Annotated in this window: 16 protein-coding genes and 1 riboswitch; of the genes, 9 read left to right on the forward strand and 7 right to left on the reverse strand. The window is 70.2% G+C overall.

Annotated features, from left to right (window positions below):
• Positions 1 to 86: 86 nt before the first annotated feature.
• Positions 87 to 839, forward strand: coding sequence for an SDR family oxidoreductase (locus tag ACVV2G_RS04520; RefSeq protein WP_453841259.1), 753 nt, complete (start codon positions 87 to 89; stop codon positions 837 to 839).
• Positions 840 to 971: 132 nt separating this feature from the next.
• Positions 972 to 1,757 carry a glucosamine-6-phosphate deaminase gene (gene nagB / locus ACVV2G_RS04525; RefSeq protein ID WP_453841260.1) on the forward strand — a complete coding sequence of 262 codons (786 nt, stop codon included), beginning with the start codon at positions 972 to 974 and terminating at the stop codon, positions 1,755 to 1,757.
• Between the two features lie 504 nt (positions 1,758 to 2,261).
• Here the strand turns inward: nagB and ACVV2G_RS04530 are convergent.
• The 4 genes from ACVV2G_RS04530 to ACVV2G_RS04545 form a co-directional block, all read right to left on the reverse strand.
• Positions 2,262 to 3,755 carry a glycoside hydrolase family 3 protein gene (locus tag ACVV2G_RS04530; RefSeq protein ID WP_453841261.1) on the reverse strand — a complete coding sequence of 498 codons (1,494 nt, stop codon included), beginning with the start codon at positions 3,753 to 3,755 and terminating at the stop codon, positions 2,262 to 2,264.
• Positions 3,756 to 3,764: 9 nt separating this feature from the next.
• Positions 3,765 to 4,595: a carbohydrate ABC transporter permease gene (locus ACVV2G_RS04535; RefSeq protein ID WP_453841262.1), complete on the reverse strand. Its 831-nt coding sequence runs from the start codon at positions 4,593 to 4,595 to the stop codon at positions 3,765 to 3,767.
• Complete coding sequence (locus tag ACVV2G_RS04540) at positions 4,592 to 5,578, reverse strand: carbohydrate ABC transporter permease (RefSeq protein ID WP_453841263.1); 987 nt, start codon at positions 5,576 to 5,578, stop codon at positions 4,592 to 4,594. The genes ACVV2G_RS04535 and ACVV2G_RS04540 overlap by 4 nt, the downstream gene beginning before the upstream one ends.
• Positions 5,579 to 5,669: 91 nt before the next feature.
• The gene (locus ACVV2G_RS04545; RefSeq protein ID WP_453841264.1) at positions 5,670 to 6,947 is read right to left on the reverse strand and encodes an extracellular solute-binding protein; all 1,278 of its coding nucleotides are present in this window, start codon (positions 6,945 to 6,947) and stop codon (positions 5,670 to 5,672) included.
• Between the two features lie 453 nt (positions 6,948 to 7,400).
• On the opposite strand from ACVV2G_RS04545, the gene ACVV2G_RS04550 reads away from it, so the two are divergent.
• The 6 genes from ACVV2G_RS04550 (at position 7,401) to ACVV2G_RS04575 (ending at position 14,510) form a co-directional block, all read left to right on the forward strand.
• Positions 7,401 to 8,165 carry a GntR family transcriptional regulator gene (locus ACVV2G_RS04550; protein WP_453841265.1) on the forward strand — a complete coding sequence of 255 codons (765 nt, stop codon included), beginning with the start codon at positions 7,401 to 7,403 and terminating at the stop codon, positions 8,163 to 8,165.
• 166 nt (positions 8,166 to 8,331) lie between these two features.
• Entirely contained in the window at positions 8,332 to 8,589 is a 258-nt protein-coding gene (locus tag ACVV2G_RS04555; protein WP_453841266.1) for a DUF3311 domain-containing protein, read from the forward strand.
• Positions 8,586 to 10,196 (forward strand): monocarboxylate uptake permease MctP, encoded by a 1,611-nt coding sequence (gene mctP / locus ACVV2G_RS04560; protein WP_453841267.1) that lies wholly within the window; start codon positions 8,586 to 8,588, stop codon positions 10,194 to 10,196. Before ACVV2G_RS04555 ends, mctP begins: the two co-directional genes overlap by 4 nt.
• 73 nt (positions 10,197 to 10,269) lie before the next feature.
• Positions 10,270 to 10,776, forward strand: a complete 507-nt coding sequence (locus tag ACVV2G_RS04565; RefSeq protein WP_453841268.1) for a GNAT family N-acetyltransferase — start codon at positions 10,270 to 10,272, stop codon at positions 10,774 to 10,776.
• 74 nt (positions 10,777 to 10,850) lie between these two features.
• Positions 10,851 to 10,994, forward strand: a riboswitch (cobalamin riboswitch).
• Between the two features lie 124 nt (positions 10,995 to 11,118).
• A complete protein-coding gene (locus ACVV2G_RS04570; RefSeq protein ID WP_453841269.1) occupies positions 11,119 to 13,497 on the forward strand; it encodes a ribonucleoside-diphosphate reductase subunit alpha in 2,379 nt (792 codons plus the stop codon).
• Positions 13,497 to 14,510: a ribonucleotide-diphosphate reductase subunit beta gene (locus ACVV2G_RS04575; protein WP_453841270.1), complete on the forward strand. Its 1,014-nt coding sequence runs from the start codon at positions 13,497 to 13,499 to the stop codon at positions 14,508 to 14,510. The genes ACVV2G_RS04570 and ACVV2G_RS04575 overlap by 1 nt, the downstream gene beginning before the upstream one ends.
• On the opposite strand, the gene ACVV2G_RS04580 is transcribed toward ACVV2G_RS04575, so the two are convergent.
• Positions 14,423 to 14,668, reverse strand: a complete 246-nt coding sequence (locus ACVV2G_RS04580; protein WP_453841271.1) for a hypothetical protein — start codon at positions 14,666 to 14,668, stop codon at positions 14,423 to 14,425. The two genes, ACVV2G_RS04575 and ACVV2G_RS04580, sit on opposite strands and share 88 nt — an antisense overlap.
• Positions 14,669 to 14,760: 92 nt before the next feature.
• On the opposite strand from ACVV2G_RS04580, the gene ACVV2G_RS04585 reads away from it, so the two are divergent.
• A complete protein-coding gene (locus ACVV2G_RS04585) occupies positions 14,761 to 15,729 on the forward strand; it encodes a helix-turn-helix domain-containing protein (RefSeq protein ID WP_453841272.1) in 969 nt (322 codons plus the stop codon).
• Between the two features lie 3 nt (positions 15,730 to 15,732).
• Here ACVV2G_RS04585 and ACVV2G_RS04590 read toward each other — a convergent pair whose 3' ends face one another.
• Positions 15,733 to 17,148 carry a bifunctional albaflavenone monooxygenase/terpene synthase gene (locus ACVV2G_RS04590; RefSeq protein ID WP_453841273.1) on the reverse strand — a complete coding sequence of 472 codons (1,416 nt, stop codon included), beginning with the start codon at positions 17,146 to 17,148 and terminating at the stop codon, positions 15,733 to 15,735.
• Positions 17,145 to 18,236: an epi-isozizaene synthase gene (gene cyc1 / locus ACVV2G_RS04595; protein WP_453841274.1), complete on the reverse strand. Its 1,092-nt coding sequence runs from the start codon at positions 18,234 to 18,236 to the stop codon at positions 17,145 to 17,147. The genes ACVV2G_RS04590 and cyc1 overlap by 4 nt, the downstream gene beginning before the upstream one ends.
• Positions 18,237 to 18,245: the final 9 nt, after the last annotated feature.

Genomic DNA, 18,245 nt, shown 5'->3' on the forward strand with positions numbered 1-18,245 from the left:
TATAGCGGGCACTAGAGATATGACGCGGGGGTGCTGTACGGTCATTTCTGTAGCGACCACTAGGAAAAAGCGAAGGGGGGCGTCCCATGGGCGTGCTCACCGGCAGGACGGCACTCGTCACGGGCGCGAGCAGGGGCATCGGACGGGGCATCGCCGAGCGGCTGGGACAGGACGGCGCACGCGTCGCGGTGCACTACGGCAGGAACGAGGCGGCGGCGAAGGAGACGGTCGCCGCGATCGAGGCGGCCGGCGGCTCGGCGTTCGCGCTCCGGGCCGATCTGAGCGCCTCCGGGGCGGCGGAGTCCCTGTGGGAGGAGTTCGACCGGCACGCCGACGGACTGGACATCCTGGTGAACAACGCCGGGATCGGGAACACGCGTCCCATCGGGGAGATAGGGGAAGCCGAATACGACGCGGTTTTCACCGTCAACGTGAAGGCGCCGTTCTTCATCCTCAAGCACGGCATGGGCCGGCTGCGCGACGGCGGCCGGGTCATCAACGTCTCCTCGGGGCTGGCCCGCACCGCGGTCATGCCGGACAACATGGCGTACTCGATGACGAAGGGCGCGCTGGACGTGTTCTCGCGCGACCTCTCCAAGGTGCTGGGCGCCCGCGGCATCACGGTGAACTCGGTGGCGCCCGGCATCATCGAGACCGACAACACGGCGGAGTTGCTGCACGGGAGCGCGGACGGCTGGGACCGGGCGGCGGCTCTGTCCGCGCTGGGCGGGGTCGGCGCTCCGGCCGAGGTGGCCGACGTGGTGGCGTTCCTCGCCTCGCACGCGGGACGGTGGGTCACGGGGAGCTGGGTGGACGCGACAGGCGGTTCGCTGACGTGAGGCAGCCACTCACCCGGCCGGTTCGACGCGCTCGTGAGGCCCAGCTCTGTTAGATTGGTCTAAACCACATAGGGCCCCACACAGCCAGTCCCGGACCCCGGGTGAGTCCTCTCTTCGAAACGGCAGGCAAGCGTGGAAGTTGTCATCGTTCCCGACGCCGAGGCAGGCGGCGAGCTGATAGCCGAGGCCATGGCGCAGCTGCTCCGGCGCAAGCCCGACGCCCTGCTCGGGGTGGCCACCGGTTCCACGCCGCTGCCCGTGTACGAGGCACTGGCGGCCAAGGTGCGCTCGCGTGCCGTGGACACCGCGCGGGCGCGGATCGCCCAGCTCGACGAGTACGTGGGGCTGCCCGCGGAGCACCCCGAGTCGTACCGCTCGGTGCTGCGGCGGGAGGTGCTCGAACCGCTGGGACTCGGCATGGACGCCTTCATGGGCCCGGACGGCACGGCCACCGACGTCCAGGGGGCGTGCGAGGCGTACGACGAGGCACTGGGCCGGGCCGGCGGAGTCGATCTCCAGCTGCTGGGGATCGGGACCGACGGGCACATCGGCTTCAACGAGCCGTGCTCCTCGCTCGCGTCGCGGACCCGGATCAAGACGCTCACCGAGCAGACCCGCGTCGACAACGCGCGCTTCTTCGACGGTGACATCGAGCAGGTCCCGCACCACGTGATCACGCAGGGTATCGGCACCATCCTCGAGGCCCGGCACGTGGTGCTGCTGGCCACCGGCGAGGGCAAGGCGGACGCGGTCGCGGCGAGTGTCGAGGGTCCGGTGGCTGCCCTGTGCCCGGCCTCCGCACTCCAGCTCCACCCGCATGCCACGGTCGTCGTCGACGAGGCCGCCGCCTCCAAGCTGAAGCTCGCCGACTACTTCCGGCACACGTTCGCGCACAAGCCGGACTGGCAGGGCATCTGAGCGCGCCCCGGCCCGCGCGGCCACGTGCAGGCCGGTGAGGCCGGGCGGCCACGTACAGGAAGGGCGCTGGTCCCCGTCGCCATGGCGCGGCGCCCTCCGCTGCCGCTGGGGGCGGGACCCTTCGCCGTGGCCGGGAGCGGCGGCCTTCCCCACCGCCGGAAACACCGCCCTCCCCCACCGCCAGGAGCAGCGCCCCTTCCCGCGACGCCAGGAGCACCGCCCTCCCCCACCACCAAAAGCAGCGCCCCTTCCCGCGACGCCAGGAGCACCGCCCTCCCCCACCACCAGGAACAGCGCCCTCCCCACCGCCGAGGGTGTGCTCGCGTCCGCACCCGGGGGGGGCGGGCGCGAGCACACCGCGGGTGGGACCTCCCGCGTCCCCGCGGGCGGGCCCTCCCGGTGTCCGTGCGAGGACCCGCCGGCCGAGCCCTCACCGCACGACGCGGGCGCCGTGCCCCCTCGGCGAGGGGACCGGCGCCCGCGTCGTGCCGACCGGGATACGCGCTAGCCGCCCGTGACGGCCTCCGCCGCCGCCAGGCCGCAGACGCGGGCCGCGCCGTGGGTGGCCAGGTGGAGGGCCCCGCGCGGTGCGGCGCGGGGGACGCCCATCTCGACCACGATCGTGTCGGGACGGTCCGCCAGCAGGGCGTCGAGTGCGGCCGCCATCCAGGGGTGACGGTGCTCGTCGCGGACGACGGCCACGATGCGGCGCGGACCGGCCGCGGCCAGCACCTCCTTCCCCGCGTCCGGCCCGGTGAAGCTGCCGGTCTCCGTGCCGGGCAGCAGACGGAAGAGTTCGGCGGCGACGCCCCAGGGCGTCTCGTCGCCGACCGCGATGTTCGCGACGGGGGCGAGCGCGGCGACGTACGGCGGTTCGGTGAGGGGGGTGAAGCCGTCGGCGCCGGTGATCCGCAGGGCGCGTCGGGCGGCGCGCAGGCCCACGTCGCCGTCGGCACCACCCGTGGTCCGGACCGTGTCCGTCCGGCGGGCCGCGGTCCAGCCGGCCAGGGCGCGGACCCGTTGCGCCGCGTCGGCCAGGCGGTCCTCGGGCAGCTCGCCCGAGCGGACGGCCGCGACCAGGGCGTCGCGCAGCCGTCGTACGGTCTCCTCGTCGGCCAGCCCGCCGCCCACGCAGATCGCGTCGGCGCCCGCCGCGATGGCCAGGACGCTGCCGCGTTCGATGCCGTACGTGGCCGAGACGGCGCGCATCTCCATACCGTCGGTGACGATCAGGCCTTCGTAGCCCAGCTCGCCGCGGAGCAGCTCGGTCAGGATGCGCCGGGACAACGTCGCGGGCCGGTCCGGGTCCAGGGCCGGGACCAGGATGTGCGCGCTCATCACCGCGCGGCTGCCGGCGGCGATGGCGGCGCGGAACGGGAACAGGTCGCGTTCGGCCAGCACGTGGGCGTCCACGTCGATGCGCGGCAGGGCCTGGTGGGAGTCGACGGCGGTGTCGCCGTGCCCGGGGAAGTGCTTGGTGCAGGCGGCCACGCCCACCGACTGAAGACCGGTGACGTAGGCGGCGGTGTGCCGGGCGACCAGGTCGGTACCGGCCCCGAAGGACCGCACCCCGATGACCGGGTTGTCCGGGTTGGAGTTCACGTCGGCGGACGGGGCCCAGTTGAGGTTCACCCCGCAGGCCGCGAGCCGGCGGCCCAGTTCCGCGGCCACCTCCCGGGTCAGTCCGACGTCGTCCACCGCGCCGAGGGCGAGGTTGCCGGGGAAGGAGGAGCCGGTGCGCACCTCCAGGCGGGTGACGTCGCCGCCCTCCTCGTCGATGGCGACCAGCACGTCCTCGCGTTCGGCGCGCAGCTGGGCGGTGAGGGCGGCCAGTTGTCCGGCCGAGGCGATGTTGCGCCCGAACAGGCCGACGGAGGCCAGCCCCTCGCCGAGGCTGCGCAGCAGCCAGTCGGGGGCGGTGGTGCCGGTGAAACCGGGCTGGAGGACGGTCAGCGCGTCGCGCGTGAGCGTGTCGGTGCCGCTGGCGATTGTCGTCATCGGGTGGCGTTATCCCTTCACGGCGCCGGCGGTCAGGCCACTGACGGCCTTGCGCTGCAGGAAGACGAAGAGGATCAGGATCGGGATGGCGAAGAGCGACGAGGCGGCCATGGTCGCGCCCCAGTTGTCGCCGAAGACGGTCTGGAAGCTGGTCAGCCACAGCGGCAGGGTCTGGGCCTCGGCCTCCTTGTTGACGACCAGGACGAGGGGCAGCTCGTTCCAGGCGGTGATGAAGCCGAACATCGAGGTGGACATCAGGCCCGGGGCGAGCAGCGGCAGGATGATCCGGCGGAACGCCTGGGCCCGGGTGCAGCCGTCGACCAGCGCGGACTCCTCCAGCTCCCTCGGCACGGCGGCCACGAAGCCGCGCAGCGTCAGGATGGTGAAGGGCAGGATCATCATCATGTAGAAGAGGGTGAGCGGCACCAGGCTGTTCAGCATGGACGCGTCGCGCACGATCATGTAGATCGCGATGACCATGACTTCCCAGGGCGCCATCTGGGCGAGCATGAAGCCGACGATGAAGCCGCGCCGCCCCCTGAACCGCATCCGTGCCAGGGCGAACGCCCCGGCCAGCGCGATGACCAGCGAGAAGACGACCGCGCACACGGTGACGACGAGCGAGTTGGTGACGTACGTCCAGAAGTGGTCGGCGTCGACCGCGGTCCTGAAGTGCTCGAAGGTGACGTCGGTCGGGAACCAGACCGGGTCCTCCGAGATGATGTCGCCGGTCGGTTTGAAGGCCGTGGCGAACATCCAGTAGACGGGGAAGACGAGGCCGATGAACAGGACGACGGCCGTGGCGTTGGGCCACAGGCGGCCGAAGAGCGAGCGCTTCACAGCTCGTCCTCCTCTTGCTTGAGCACAATCCTGAGGTAGTAGGCGGTCAGGCCGAGCAGGATCAGGATGGTCAGGACGGCGATCGCCGCGCCCATGCCGTAGTGCTGGTTGCCGACACCCTCGATGTAGGCGTAGACGGGCAGGATCTCGGTGAGACGGTCCGGGCCGCCGCCGTTGAACGTGTAGACCTGGACGAACGCCTTGAAGATCCAGATGATCTCCAGGAAGGTCGTCGCGTAGAGGAACGGCCGCAGGACGGGCAGGGTGACCGTGGTGAAGCTGCGCCAGGCGCCGGCTCCGTCGAGGGCGGCGGCCTCGTACAGCTCGCCGGAGATGGTGGTGGTGGCCGCGTACAGGTTGATCGCGACGAACGGGACGGACATCCAGACGATCAGCACGGTGACGACGAAGAAGGTCGACATCTGGCTGCCGGTCCAGCTGTAGTCGGCCATGGAGTGCCAGCCGAGCTTGTCCAGGACCCAGTTGACGACGCCGAAGCGCTGAGCGAAGAGCCACTGGTAGACGGTGGTCGCGGCGACCACCGGCATGGCCCACGCGAGGACCAGGCCGATCATCAGCACCAGCCGCATCACCCTGCCGAGGCGGGCGAGCAGCAGGCCGACGAGACCGCCCAGCACCATGGTGAGGGCGACGTTGACCGCGGTGAAGACGATCGAACGGCCGGTGACCCGCCAGAAGTCCTCGCCGGTGAGGACCTCTGTGTAGTTGTCGAAGCCGGTCCACTCGGTGACGTGCTGGATCAGCTGCGTCATGTTGAGGTTCTGGAAGGACAGCAGGGCGTCCTTCACCAGCGGCCAGCCGAGCAGGAGCACCGTGGCCGCGCAGGCGGGCAGCAGCAACAGGTACGGGACGAGCGCGCCGGCGCGCGAGGCGGCTCTCGGTTTCGGCCTGCCGGTCCCCTCGCCATCCGCCTTGCGGACGTCCGACGGGCCTGCGGGCGGCCGTTCGGTCTGCACGGTCATGCTCGCGGTCTCTCTCTTCTCGACCTGTTCAGCTCAACGCCGGGGCGGGGGCCGGTCGCGTGCCGGCCCCCGTCCCTGCTCTCACCCGGGGTTACTGCTGCTGCGCCAGGCGCTTGTTGAACTCGCCTTCGACCTGCTCCGCGGCCTCGGCGGGGGACTTGCCCTTCAGCACGGCCGTCAGGTACGTCTTGATCGGGTTGGGGTCGTTCTCGACCGCGGCCCACTCCGGGATCAGAGGCGTGGTGTCACCCCCGGAGGCGGCCGGTGCGGCGGCCTCGGCGGCGGCGTTGCCCTGCAGGTTGCCCTGGAGCGACTCCTTGTTCGGGATGACGCCGTTGGCCTTGGCCAACGCACCCTCGTACTTGTCGGACAGTGCGATCCTCAGGAACTCCTTGGCGAGGTCCTGCTTCTTGCTGCCCGCGGCGACGGCCAGGTTGGAGCCGCCGAGGAAGACGCCCTCGGGCTTGTCGGCCGTGGCACCCGGGATGGTGAAGTAGCCGAGGTCCTTCTCGATCGCCGGGTTGGTGGTGATCGCCGTGGCGCCCTCCCAGCCCATGCCGATGATGGCGCCGGTCTTGCCCTTGGCGAAGATCTCGCCCTGCTGCGGGGTGGCCTCGTCCTTGTCCTTGGGCGCCTTGGACAGGGCCTGGAACTTCTTGTAGGTCTCGGTGGCGGCGGCGATCTTCGGGTCGTCCAGGTTGGAGACGTAGGTGTCGCCGTCCTTCTTGACCAGCTCGGCGCCCTCACCGATGGCCAGGCCCACGAAGTGGTACCAGTTCTGGCCGGGCAGGTAGATCGGCTCGGCGTCGGTCTTCTCGCCGATCGTCCTGAGGGCGTCGTAGAACTCGTCGCGGGTCTCGGGCGTGTCCTTGATACCGGCGTCCGCCCAGATCTTCTTGTTGTAGATGACCACGCGGTTGACCACGAACCACGGGGCGGCGTACTGCTTGCCGTCGAAGACGGCGGACTTGTTGAGGGACTCGGACCAGTCGGTGCCGATCTCGCTCTTCAGGTCGCTCAGGTCCGCCAGGCCGCCGGTCTTGGCGTACGCCGGGGTCTGGGTGTTGCCGATCTCGAAGACGTCGGGCGGGTTCTCCTCGGAGAGGGCGGTGGTCAGCTTCTGCTGGATGCCGTTCCACTTCTGGATCTCGAACTTGACCTTGGCCTTGGTCTTCGCCTCGAACTCCTCGGCGAGGTCCGCCTGCCAGTCGTCGGGCGAGGAGCCGTCCATCACCCACACGGTGAGCGTCTCACCGGCGTATCCGTCCGCTCCGGCCTTCTTGCCGTCGTCCTCGCCGTCGCCCCCGCACGCCGCGATCGAGACCATCATGCCCGCGATACCGATCGCGGCTATCAGCTTGCGCTTCACGCCACCCTCCTCAGGGATGCCACAAAACCCCCCTGCCTCCCCGCGGTTGCTCGTCGACGCGGACCGCCCATGGGGCCGGGACCTGGACCAATGGTGTAGACCAGTACCGGGAGCTTGGCCCAGACCAATAGGGCTGTCAAGGGTGCGCAAGCACGCTCCTCCCCTCCGTGATGCGACCGAGATATGCAGGGACCTTTCATTGCGCAAGCGGCAGAACGGACGGACCGGGACCGGGTGTACCACTGCCCGCGGAACGACGTGCCGGTACGGTTCCGAACGCGCGTACCAGCGACGTCCGGCGGCGCTGTGGACTAGACCAACAAGGGGCGCGGAGGTATACAGAAGGGATCACGGAGCGTGCGGGCCCGTCCCGCGCGAAGCCGTGCCACGATGTGGGCCGTGGCCGACAAGGGATATCGGTCGCTTCGGCACCCGGAGCCGGGAAGGCAGAGCATGAGCACCGACGTCAGCAGTGCGGAGAACGAGGGTGGGGCGACCGTCCGTACCGCGCGCGTGCCCAAGTACTACCGACTGAAGAAGCACCTGCTCGACATGACCCGGACCCAGGCGCCGGGCACCCCGGTCCCGCCCGAGCGCACGCTGGCCGCGGAGTTCGACACCTCGCGCACGACGGTGCGCCAGGCCCTGCAGGAACTGGTCGTCGAGGGCCGCCTGGAGCGCATCCAGGGCAAGGGCACCTTCGTCGCCAAGCCCAAGGTGTCGCAGGCCCTGCAACTCACCTCGTACACCGAGGACATGCGGGCGCAGGGGCTCGAACCCACCTCGCAGCTGCTGGACATCGGCTACATCACGGCGGACGACCGGCTCGCCGGACTGCTCGACATCACGGCCGGCGGGCGGGTGCTGCGCATCGAGCGGCTGCGCATGGCCAACGGCGAGCCCATGGCCATCGAGACCACCCATCTGTCGGCCAAGCGCTTCCCGGCCCTGCGCCGTTCCCTGGTGAAGTACACGTCCCTCTACACGGCGCTCGCCGAGGTGTACGACGTCCACCTCGCCGAGGCCGAGGAGACCATCGAGACCTCGCTGGCCACCCCGCGCGAGGCCGGCCTGCTCGGCACCGACGTCGGTCTGCCCATGCTGATGCTCTCCCGGCACTCGCAGGACACGACGGGCCGGCCGGTGGAGTGGGTGCGCTCGGTGTACCGGGGCGACCGCTACAAGTTCGTGGCCCGGCTCAAGCGGCCCCAGGACTAGGACCGGGGCCGGGGCCGGGGCGCGTATCCGACATATTCCGGCAGCCGGGACTGCGAAGTGGCAGTTCAGGACCGATATGCGGACGAGGGGTTCCGCTCTCTCGACGCCGTCACCTACATTTCGTGCGCACTGCACCAGGTGATCAGCAAGGGGACGGAGCCACCACATGTCACAAGCCCCGGAAGTGAGCAGAGGACCGGTGGTGACACCGGTGCGCGTCGTCATCGGCCTCTGCCTTGTCGCACCGTTCGTCGCCATGCTGTGGGTCGGTTCGTACGCCAGGACGGACCCGGCCTTCATCGGCATCCCGTTCTTCTACTGGTACCAGATGGCGTGGGTGCTCATCTCCACCGTGCTCACCGTGATCGCGTACCAGCTGTGGCAGCGTGACCAGCGCGCCCGCCGGGAAGGCGGGGCCAAGTGAACGACGGCGTGAACGGCGTCGCGCTCGCCGTCTTCATCTTCTTCTTCGTCCTCGTCACCGCCATGGGCTTCCTGGCCGCCCGCTGGCGCCGGGCCGCCAACGACCAGAGCCTCGACGAGTGGGGTCTCGGCGGCCGCTCGTTCGGCACCTGGGTCACCTGGTTCCTGCTGGGCGGCGACCTGTACACGGCGTACACCTTCGTGGCCGTCCCGGCGGCGATCTACGCGGCGGGCGCGGCCGGCTTCTTCGCGGTGCCGTACACCATCCTGGTCTACCCGCTGATCTTCACCTTCCTGCCGCGGCTGTGGTCGGTCTCCCACAAGCACGGGTACGTGACGACCTCGGACTTCGTGCGCGGCCGGTTCGGCTCGAAGGGGCTGTCGCTGGCGGTCGCCCTGACCGGCATCCTGGCGACGATGCCGTACATCGCGCTCCAGCTGGTCGGCATCCAGGCCGTGCTGGACGTGATGGGCGTCGGCGGCGGCGAGGACACCAACTGGTTCGTCAAGGACCTGCCGCTGCTGATCGCCTTCGGCGTGCTGGCGGCGTACACCTACTCGTCGGGGCTGCGCGCGCCCGCGCTGATCGCGTTCGTGAAGGACACCCTGATCTACATCGTCATCGCGGTGGCGATCATCTACATCCCGATCAAGCTCGGCGGCTTCGACGACATCTTCGCCGCGGCGGGCGACAAGTTCACCGAATCGGGCAAGGGCGGGCTGGTGCCGGATCACGGCGGCCAGTGGACGTACGCCACGCTGGCGCTCGGCTCGGCGCTGGCGCTCTTCATGTACCCGCACTCGATCACCGCGACGCTGTCCTCGCGCAGCCGTGAGGTGATCCGCCGCAACACCACGATCCTGCCCCTGTACTCGCTGATGCTCGGCCTGCTCGCGCTGCTGGGCTTCATGGCGATCGCGGCCGGGGTCGAGGTGGAGAACGGGCAGCTGGCGATCCCGCAGCTGTTCGAGAACATGTTCCCGGACTGGTTCGCCGGCGTGGCGTTCGCGGCGATCGGCATCGGCGCGCTGGTCCCGGCGGCGATCATGTCGATCGCGGCCGCGAACCTCTTCACCCGCAACATCTACAAGGACTTCATCAAGCCGGACGCCACCCCGGCCCAGGAGACCAAGGTCTCCAAGCTGGTGTCCCTGCTGGTGAAGGTGGGCGCGCTGGTCTTCGTCCTGGGCATGGACAAGACGGTCGCGATCAACTTCCAGCTGCTCGGCGGCATCTGGATCCTGCAGACCTTCCCGGCTCTGGTCGGCGGACTGTTCACCCGCTGGTTCCACCGCTGGGCGCTGCTCGGCGGCTGGGCGGTCGGCATGGTCTACGGCACGGTCGCCGCGTACGGTGTCGCCTCGCCGACGCAGAAGCACTTCGGCGGCTCCTCCGACGAGATCCCCGGCATCGGCGAGATCGGCTACATCGGCCTCACCGCCTTCGTGCTGAACGTCCTGGTCACCGTGGTCCTGACCTTCGTCATGAGGGCGGTCAAGGCGCCCGACGGCGTCGACGAGACCAAGCCGGGCGACTACACGGCGGACGCGGGCGACCCGGGCGTCGAAGTGGAGCTGCCGCCGGCCACGGCGGGCACCTCGCACTGATCCCCGACAACGCGGCGGGCCGTCGGAGAAATCCGGCGGCCCGCCGCCGTACCCGTCGGGCACACTCGGCTGCATGGACTTCGTGATCCGGCAGGCGGCGACGGACGAGTACGACACCCTCGGTGAGATCACCGCGCAGGCGTATCTGCGGGACGGCCTCCTCGACTTCGGGGAGAGCGACGCGTACCTCGGCGAGCTGAGGAACGTCGCCAAGCGTGCGGCGGCCGCCGAGGTGCTGGTCGCCGCGGCGGACGGCCGGGTGCTCGGCGGCGTGACCTTCGTGCCGTCCGGCGGCCCCATGGCCGACATCGCCCGGCCGGGCGAGGCCGAGGTACGGATGCTCGCCGTCGCCCGCGAGGCACGCGGACGCGGGGTGGGCGAGGCCCTCGTACGGACCTGCGTCGACCGTGCCCGGGCCGTCGAGGGCTGCGCGCGCGTCGTGCTGTCGACCCAGCGCGCCATGCGCAGCGCCCACCGCCTCTACGAACGGATGGGCTTCGCCCGCACGCCCGACCGCGACTGGAACCCGCTGCCGGGACTCGACGGCATCACGCTCCTCACCTACGAACTGACGCTCTGACACCAGCGCCACCCCTCGGCGGCCCCTCCGCGACACAACATCTGGGGGTGCTCACCGAACGCGGCACAAGATGTATGCTCGTGCTCGCTGTCGCCGCAGGGGAATCCGGTGCGAATCCGGAACTGTCCCGCAACGGTGTACTTGTGTGTATCCGCGCGTCTCCGCACGGGTGCACACGCATGTCCAGTCCGAGGACCTGCCGACAGTGCGCCCGTGCCGTCCCGGTCCGGGTGCCTGACGTCCGGGCCTCGTGGAGTGGGCCGGTGGACGCGACGCCGTGTGCGCTCGTGAGCTGCCCCCTGCCCTCCGCCAGGCCCCGTGCCGAGCGAGGGAGTGCTCCACGTGACCATCGCGCCAGCCGATCCGGCTTCAGCGACTCCGGTGACGACTTCAGCGACCGAGGAGCCCGACGGCCCCGGTGCCGCGCTGCTGCGGACCCTGACCGAGCTGACCGCCGACCTCCCCGGCGCCGATCCCGGCCGGGTGGCCGCCGCCGCGCTGCGCGGCCGGTCCGCCCGCGCCGACGAGGCCGAGCTGCGCGAACTGGCCACCGAGGCGGCGGCCGGACTCATCTCGGAGGACCCGGTCTACTCCAGGCTGGCCGCCCGCCTGCTGACCGTCGCCATCCGCGCCGAGGCCGCCTCCCAGGGCGTCACCTCCTTCACCGGGTCGGTCGCCACCGGCCACCGCGAGGGCCTGATCGCCGACCGCACCGCCGCGTTCGTACGGCTGCACGCGGACCGCCTGGACGCGCTGATCGACCCGGCCGCCGACGACCGCTTCGGCTACTTCGGGCTGCGCACGCTGCACAGCCGCTACCTGCTCCGGCACCCGATCACCCGCAAGGTCGTCGAGACGCCCCAGGACTTCATGCTGCGGGTGGCCGCCGGACTCGCCGAGGACGACACCGCGCGTTCGGTCGACGAGGTCGCGGCCCTGTACGGGCTGATGAGCCGCCTCGACTACCTGCCCTCCTCCCCCACCCTGTTCAACTCCGGCACCCGGCACGCCCAGATGTCGTCCTGCTACCTCCTCGACTCCCCCAAGGACGAGCTGGACTCCCTCTACGACCGCCTCCACCAGGTGGCCCGCCTCTCCCAGCACGCCGGCGGCATCGGCATCGCCTACTCCCGCATCCGCTCCCGCGGCTCCCTGATCCGCGGCACCAACGGGCACTCCAACGGCATCGTCCCGTTCCTGAAGACGCTGGACGCCTCGGTCGCCGCCGTGAACCAGGGCGGCCGGCGCAAGGGCGCGGCGGCGGTCTACCTGGAGACCTGGCACGCGGACGTCGAGGAGTTCCTGGAGCTGCGGGACAACACCGGCGAGGACGCCCGCCGCACGCACAACCTGAACCTCGCCCACTGGGTGCCGGACGAGTTCATGCGCCGGGTGGACGCCGACGGCCCCTGGTCGCTCTTCTCCCCCGCCGACGTGCCCGGGCTGACCGACCTGTGGGGCGAGGAGTTCGACGCCGCCTACCGCAAGGCCGAGGCGGCGGGGCTCGCCCGCAGGACCCTTCCCGCCCGCGAGCTGTACGGCCGCATGATGCGTACCCTCGCGCAGACCGGCAACGGCTGGATGACCTTCAAGGACACCGCCAACCGCACCGCCAACCAGACCGCCGAGCCGGGCCACGTCGTCCACTCCTCCAACCTCTGCACGGAGATCCTGGAGGTCACCGACGACGGGGAGACGGCGGTCTGCAACCTGGGCTCGGTCAACCTCGGCGCGTTCGTCGACCGGGCGAGCGGCGACCTCGACTGGGAGCGCCTGGACGCCACCGTCCGCACCGCCGTCACCTTCCTGGACCGGGTCGTCGACATCAACTTCTACCCGACCGAGCAGGCGGGCCGCTCCAACGCCCGCTGGCGCCCGGTCGGCCTCGGCGCGATGGGCCTCCAGGACGTCTTCTTCCAGCTCCGCCTGCCCTTCGACTCGCCCGAGGCCAAGGCCCTCTCCACCCGCATCGCCGAGCGGATCATGCTCGCCGCGTACGAGACGTCCGCCGGCCTCGCCGAGCGCAACGGCCCGCTGCCGGCCTGGGAGAAGACCCGCACCGCCCGGGGCGTGCTGCACCCCGACCACTACGGCGTCGAGCCCGCCTGGCCGGAGCGCTGGGCGGCGCTGCGCGAGCGCATCGCCGCGACCGGCCTGCGCAACTCCCTGCTCCTCGCCATCGCGCCGACCGCCACCATCGCCTCCATCGTCGGCGCCTACGAGTGCATCGAGCCGCAGGTGTCCAACCTGTTCAAGCGCGAGACGCTCTCCGGCGAGTTCCTCCAGGTCAACTCGTACCTGGTGAACGACCTCAAGCGGCTCGGTGTCTGGGACGCCCGCACCCGCGAGGCGCTGCGCGAGGCGGGCGGCTCGGTGCAGGACTTCACCTGGATCCCCGAGGACGTCCGCGCGCTGTACCGCACCGCCTGGGAGATCCCTCAGCGCGGCCTGATCGACATGGCCGCCGCCCGCACCCCGTACCTCGACCAGGCCCAGTCGCTGAACCTGTTCCTGGAGACGCCGACCATCGGGAAGCTCTCCTCGATGTACGCGTACGCCTGGAAGCGGGGCCTGAAGACCACGTACTACCTGCGCTCCCGCCCGGCCACCCGCATCGCCCGCGCCGCCGCCCGAGCCACCGTCCCCGTGCAGGCCGCCCCGGACCCCGAAGCGGTCGCCTGCTCCCTGGAGAACCCCGAGTCCTGCGAGGCCTGCCAGTAATGACCGACAACACGAAGAACCTGCTCGACCCGGGCTTCGAGCTGACCCTCCGCCCCATGCGCTACCCGGACTTCTACGAGCGCTACCGGGACGCCATCAAGAACACCTGGCACGTCGAGGAGGTCGACCTCCACTCGGACGTCGCCGACCTCGCGAAGCTGAGCCCCATGGAGCAGCATCTGATCGGCCGGCTGGTGGCCTTCTTCGCCACCGGCGACTCGATCGTCGCGAACAACCTGGTGCTCACCCTCTACAAGCACATCAACTCCCCCGAGGCCCGGCTGTACCTGAGCCGCCAGCTCTTCGAGGAGGCCGTCCACGTCCAGTTCTACCTGACGCTGCTGGACACCTACCTGCCCGACCCGGACGACCGCGCCGCCGCCTTCGCGGCCGTGGAGAACATCCCGTCCATCCGCGAGAAGGCCGGGTTCTGCTTCAAGTGGATGGACTCGGTCGAGTCGATCGACCGCCTGGAGACCAAGGCCGACCGCCGCCGCTTCCTGCTCAATCTCATCTGCTTCGCGGCGTGCATCGAGGGCCTGTTCTTCTACGGCGCCTTCGCCTACGTCTACTGGTTCCGCAGCCGGGGCCTGCTGCACGGCCTGGCCACCGGCACCAACTGGGTGTTCCGGGACGAGACGATGCACATGTCCTTCGCCTTCGACGTCGTCGACACCGTGCGCAGGGAGGAGCCGGAGCTGTTCGACGACGCGCTCCGGCAGGAGGTCACCGACATGCTGCGGGAGGCCGTCGAGGCCGAGCTGCAGTTCGCGCGCGACCTGTGCGGCGACGGCCTCCCGGGCATGAACACCGACTCGATGCGGCAGTATCTGGAGTGCGTGGCCGATCAGCGCCTGACGCGCCTCGGCTTCGCCCCGGTGTACGGCTCCGAGAACCCCTTCTCCTTCATGGAGCTGCAGGGCGTTCAGGAGCTGACCAACTTCTTCGAGCGGCGTCCCTCGGCGTACCAGGTGGCGGTGGAGGGCACCGTCGACCTGTCCGAGGACTTCTGAGTCTCCTTCCCCGCTCCCTCGTCCTGCCGGGCCTCCCTGAGCTGACGGTCGACGCGCTTGTCGCGCACGATGCCGATCGCCGAGGGGAGGACCGTGAGGGCCAGGAGTCCGAAGGCCACGAGCATTCCGATCAGGGCTTCGATCTGGTTTCCGGTCATGACACCACTGTCGCGCCGGATGCTCCTTACCGGGAGTGGCAGGACTGCCGTAGGGCCTCGATTTCCTGCCATCCGCAGGGCACACTGGCGGCATGCTGCAGAACGTGGCCGCCGTCCTGCTCGACGGCGCGCACCCCTTCGAACTCGGCGTGGTCTGCGAGGTCTTCGGCATCGACCGCAGCGACGAGGGCCTGCCGAGGTACGACTTCGCCGTGGTCTCGGCGGAGGGCCCGTCGCTGAGCACCCACGTCGGCGGGCTCTCCGTCTCCACGCCGTACGGTCTGGACCGGCTCGAGGAGGCCGACCTGATCGCCGTACCGGCCGGAAGCGATTTCGCCCGCCGGGAGTACCCGCCCGAGCTGCTGGAGGCCCTGCGGCGGGCGGTGGACCGGGGCGCGCGGGTCCTGAGCGTGTGCTCCGGCGTGTTCGTGCTGGCCGCCGCCGGGCTGCTGGACGGACGGCGGTGCGCGGTCCACTGGCACCACGCGGCCGAGCTGAACCGCCAGTACCCGCGGGTGGCCGTCTCGCCCGACGTGCTCTACGTGGACGAGGACCCGGTGATCACCAGCGCCGGCACCGCCGCCGGCATCGACGCCTGCCTGCACCTCGTGCGCAAGGAGCAGGGCCCGGAGGTGGCCAACAGGATCGCCCGGCGCATGGTCGTGCCGCCGCACCGGGACGGCGGCCAGGCCCAGTACATCGAGCGGCCGCTGCCCCGCTCCTCCTGCGACACCGTCGGCGAGGTGCTGTCCTGGATGGAGCAGCACCTCGCCGAGGAGGTCACCGTCGACCGGCTCGCGGCCCGGGCGCGCATGTCCCCGCGCACCTTCGCCCGCCGCTTCCAGCAGGAGACGGGCACGACTCCCTACCGGTGGATGCTGCGCCAGCGCGTCCTGCTGGCCCAGCGGCTGCTGGAGGCGACGGACGAGACGATGGACGCGATCGCCCGGCGCACCGGATTCGGTACGGCGGCGGCCCTCAGGCACCAGTTCGTCAGGTCCCTGGGCACCACTCCGCACCAGTACCGGCGCACCTTCCGCGGCCCGGAGGCGGCAGCCTGAGCGTCACCGTGCCACCGGTCTGACCAGCAGGTCGTGCGGGCGGAGGGTGATGCCGACGCGGACCGCGTCGTTGGAGCCCGCCACCTGCTCGAAGCGGTACTTCGCGGCGAGGGCCGCCGTGATCAGCGTCAGCTGGGCCATCGAGAAGTGGTCGCTGGGGCACTTCCGATTGCCGACGCTGAACGGCTTCATGGCGAATTTCGGCACATCCGGGGCCCTCTCCGGAAGCCATCGGTCCGGGTCGAACTCCAGGTTGTCGGCATACGACTTCGGGTCGCGCTGGATTGCGTACGGACTGTAGATGATGTCCGACCCGGCCGGAATGCGATAGCCACCGAGTTCGGTCTCGGCCACCGCGCGCCGCGTCAATACCCACACGGCGGGACGCAAACGCATGGCCTCCATGATGACATTGTTCGTGTGCGTGAGCTCGCGGACGTCCTCGAATGCCACGGCCCGCCCGCCGGTGACCGCTTCGACTTCGTCGCGTATGCGGTCGGCATGTTCCGGGTGGTCGGCAAGTGCCTGGAGCAACCACATGACCGTGGAGGCGATCGTTTCACTGCCGGGAGTGAGTATCGCGACCACTTGGTCATGGATCTCCTGTTCCCCGATCGGATCGCCATTGTCGTCCTTCGCGTCCAGCAATGCCGTCAGCAAATCGTCCGGCTTTTGACCGGATGCGCGGCGCTCGGCGATGATCTCGTCGACGAGAAGGTGCAAATCGGCCAGCGCTTCGTTGAATGCGCGATTGGCCGGAAGCGGCAGCCGGTAGAGGGGACCCAGCGGGACGACCATCCGCCGGTACATCCCCCGGAAGACGGTGGCGAGCGCGACGCACAGCCGCTCGGCCCGCTCGTCCATGTACTGGCCGCGCAGCAGGCAGCGGGCCGCGACGCGCACGGCGACGCGGAAGGACTCGGAGGTGGCGTCGACGGTCCGCCCCGGCTGCCAGCGCTCGGCGAGGGCGTGCGCCTCCTCCTCCATGATCGGCCCGTAGGCGGGTATGGCGTCGAGCCGGAACGCCGGCTGGATGGTGCGCCGCTGACGGCGGTGGAGCGGGCCGTTGGCGGTCGCCACGCCCTCCTTGCCGAGCAGGCCCTCCAGCGACTCCCAGAGCGGACCGGCTATGTGGTAGTCGGGGCTCAGGGCCAGCGCGCCCGTGAGTTCCGGTGCGGTGACCGCGTAGACGGTCTTCGGACCGAGCTTGATGCGCACGATGTCGCCGTGGTCGCGCAGCTGGGCCATGAAGGCCAGCGGGTCGCGGGCCAGCCGCCAGCCGTGGCCGAGGAGCGGGACGCCGCCGCCCGCCACGGGCGGCTCGCCCAGCCGGGGCGCCTCGTCGGTCCGGGCCGTGGGAGGCGGGGGCGCTCCCCGTCCGGGCGGGGCCGGGGACTCGGGGGAGGACTCGACGGTCATTTCTCACCTGCCGCTTCGTTGTTGACGTACGGGGGCGTGGACCGGTCGTCCCAGCTGTCCACCATGTACCGGCCGGACTCGTGGTGGAACCAGTAGACGGAACTGAACCAGTTCCGCATATTGCCGACGTTGGCGCGCACGGCGCCGCACAGCTCCTTTCCGCGTACGGTGCCGTCGTCGAGTTCGTCGGCGAGCCGCAACGCCGCCTGTTCCACGTCGAGGAATTCGGTGATGCATTCCTCGACGCGTCGGCGGACTTCCCCGATGGATTCTTCCAGGGTCAGTCCGTGATGGGTGATGAGACTGATACCGAGATTGTGCACCTCGTCGCCCGCTATTTCCTTGGGCAGCGAGCAGAGGTCGTTGTACCAGGCGGCGAATTCCTGGCTCAGCAGCGCCGCGCGGCGGTATGCCGGGTGTTTCCTCACGGCGTCCGGCAGTTCGCAGCCCGCGCCCGGCTCCAGCAGGTCGGTCCAGATCCAGTGGGCGAAGGTGAGCCGGCGCAGTTCGAGGTACTCCTCGACACCGGGCACGATGGAGTGGGTCCGGTTGTGGAATTCCCGGTCGTACGCCTCGATCACCGCGTGGAAGTGCCGGGCGAACCGGGCGTTCCACCTCGCCGGCGGCGGCAGAAAGGCGTACAGCCGTCGCACGCTGTCGGCGAACCCGGCAACCAGTGTGTCCTCGTGGTGCAGGTGGTCCTCGGGCGAGTCGAGTGCCGTGTGCAGTTGGTCCCGCAGCCGCCGCCAGGCACCGGGACGGCCGTGGACGATGTCCCGGTCGTGCCGGTCGTCCCAGACGAAGAACCACGCGCTGTAGTCCGCGATCGCCTGCAGGACCTCGTCGGGGGCGCCCAGGTAGTACCCCGCCATGAGGTCCGTGTAGCACAGGCCGTCGGCATATTCCGCGACCTTGTCCGCCGGCATGAGCCGCTTTTCGAGCAGCCAGGTACGGGTCTTCTCCTGGAGTCTCGGCCAATACGGGTGCAGTTGCCGGGGAAATGCCGCCTCGATCACCGGAAGGCGAAGTGATGGCGGTACTGCGACCGCGGTCGGTGTCGCTGTGGTGCCGTGTGGGAAAGCATGCACGAACAAACC

The sequence above is a fragment of the Streptomyces sp. JK94 genome, assembly GCF_053613315.1.